We start from the raw sequence: 1725 nt of genomic DNA, 5'->3' as shown, positions 1-1725 counted from the left end.
GGCCCACCACCGAGGGCGGTCCGGCAACGCCAGACGATCGGCTGCACCGGATCCGACGAACCCCGGCCCACAGCCAGGTGATCATCCGGCGTTGCTCTGTCCCGGGCGATGGCCTTGCGGTATCGATGAAGAACAGCTTCAGCGCCGCGCGTCCGCCAGTCCGATTGCGAGGGAACCGTGCGTCCGACGATCGGATCGACCGAGGACGGTGACCGGGCGCTGCGCGAACGAGGCCTGATCGACTTCGTCACGCGCGCGGTCAATGCGCTTCCGCTGCTGCGCGCGGGTGCGCTGACCTGGTTGGCCTCCGCGGAGTCCGCGGATCCCGAATGGGCGCAGCGCTTCGGCGTGCGGACCTGCTCGCTGGAACATCAGCAGGGTTCGCGCAGGGATGTGCGGCGTTGCGGGATCAAGGCGATGAAGGCTTCGCTGACCCCGCCGGCGCGGGTGCGCGCGCATGGCCAACCGCCGCTGCTGTCCGCGACCAGGCCCGAGGTGCCGCGACATTGGGCATCGCTGGTCGCCCGGGAACCGGAGCGGGCGGCACCCGCCGACCTCAACGACAAGACCCGGATGCGGGCCTGGTTCGCCGACCGCGGCCTGCCCGTCCCGGTCGGCGAGGTCGTCGCCGCGCAGTCGCTCTCGCACCCGGCGCTGGTTCGCGGGCTGGGCTCGCCGTTCGTGGCACAACGCCCGGTCGGCTCGGGCGGCCTGGGGACCTACTTGGTGCGCACCGATGCGGAACTGCGCGCGGCACGGGCGCGGGAACCGGCGGCAGGCGACTGGCTGATCAGCGAATTCCTCGACGGCACGGCGCTGAACTTCCACGGATTCGTCGGCATGGACGGTTCGGTCGGCGTGACCAGGCCCTCGGTGCAGTTCGCCGGCCTGCCCGAGGCGGGCTTCGAGTTCGGGGCCTACTGCGGCTGCGATTTCCAGGCGCCGCAACGCGTTTCCGCGATCGCCATGGAACGCGCGCGAGAAGCGGTCGAACGGGTGGGAGCCGGGTTGGCCGGACGCGGCTACCGCGGCGTGTTCGGGGTCGACCTGATCGTGCGCGGCGACTCGGTGGCCGTGTTGGAGCTCAACGCCCGGCCGCAGAGCTCGACGTGGTTGCTGGGGGAGATCGAACGAGCCCAAGGGCACGTCCCGCTGCTGAACCGGCACGCGCTGGAACGGCAAGGCAGGCGCACCAGCGGCGAGCACGACCCCGCTCCCGCGCCGGGCGTGCAGCTCGCCGTCCGGCACACCGGCCGCACCGCCGTGGTGACCACCGCTCCGCGCAGCGGCGTGTACGCGCTGGACGGGGATCGGCTGGTGTGGCGGCGTGCCGGTGCGGGTCTGCTGGAGTGCGCCGAAGGTGAGTGCGCGGCCGTGGGCTTGCCGACGCGCGGCGCCGAGCTGGAAACCGGCGCATCGCTCGGAATGCTGGTCACCGCCAGCGCGGCGACGGGTCCGGACGGGAAGGTACTCAACGACTACGGCACCCGGCTGACCGCTGCTTTCCGCGAACTGTTCACCCTCTCTGCCAGGGAAACCGAGGAGGCTGCCGGATGAATCCGCCCACGCTGCACGTGCGTACGGCCACTGTGGACGACATGGACCTGTTGCTGCGGTGGCGGGAAGAGGCCGCCGACTGGCTGCAGGCCGAGCACGGCACCGACCAGTGGAACCGCCCGGCGGACCGGCAGCGCATGGCGGGCTGGATCCACGAGGGGTCCACGT

General features: G+C 71.8%; 1 protein-coding gene. It reads left to right on the top strand.

The window, feature by feature from the left end:
* Window positions 1-177 precede the first annotated feature (177 nt).
* A complete protein-coding gene (locus IJH84_RS00425; protein WP_295138832.1) occupies window positions 178-1557 on the top strand; it encodes an ATP-grasp domain-containing protein in 1380 nt (459 codons plus the stop codon).
* The last annotated feature ends 168 nt before the right edge of the window (window positions 1558-1725 follow it).

This window comes from Saccharopolyspora sp., assembly GCF_017434145.1.
Classification (GTDB): Bacteria; Actinomycetota; Actinomycetes; order Mycobacteriales; family Pseudonocardiaceae; genus Saccharopolyspora_C; species Saccharopolyspora_C galaxeae.
Note: the sequence above shows the minus strand (reverse complement) of the source record. Positions and strands in the feature narration are given on the sequence as shown.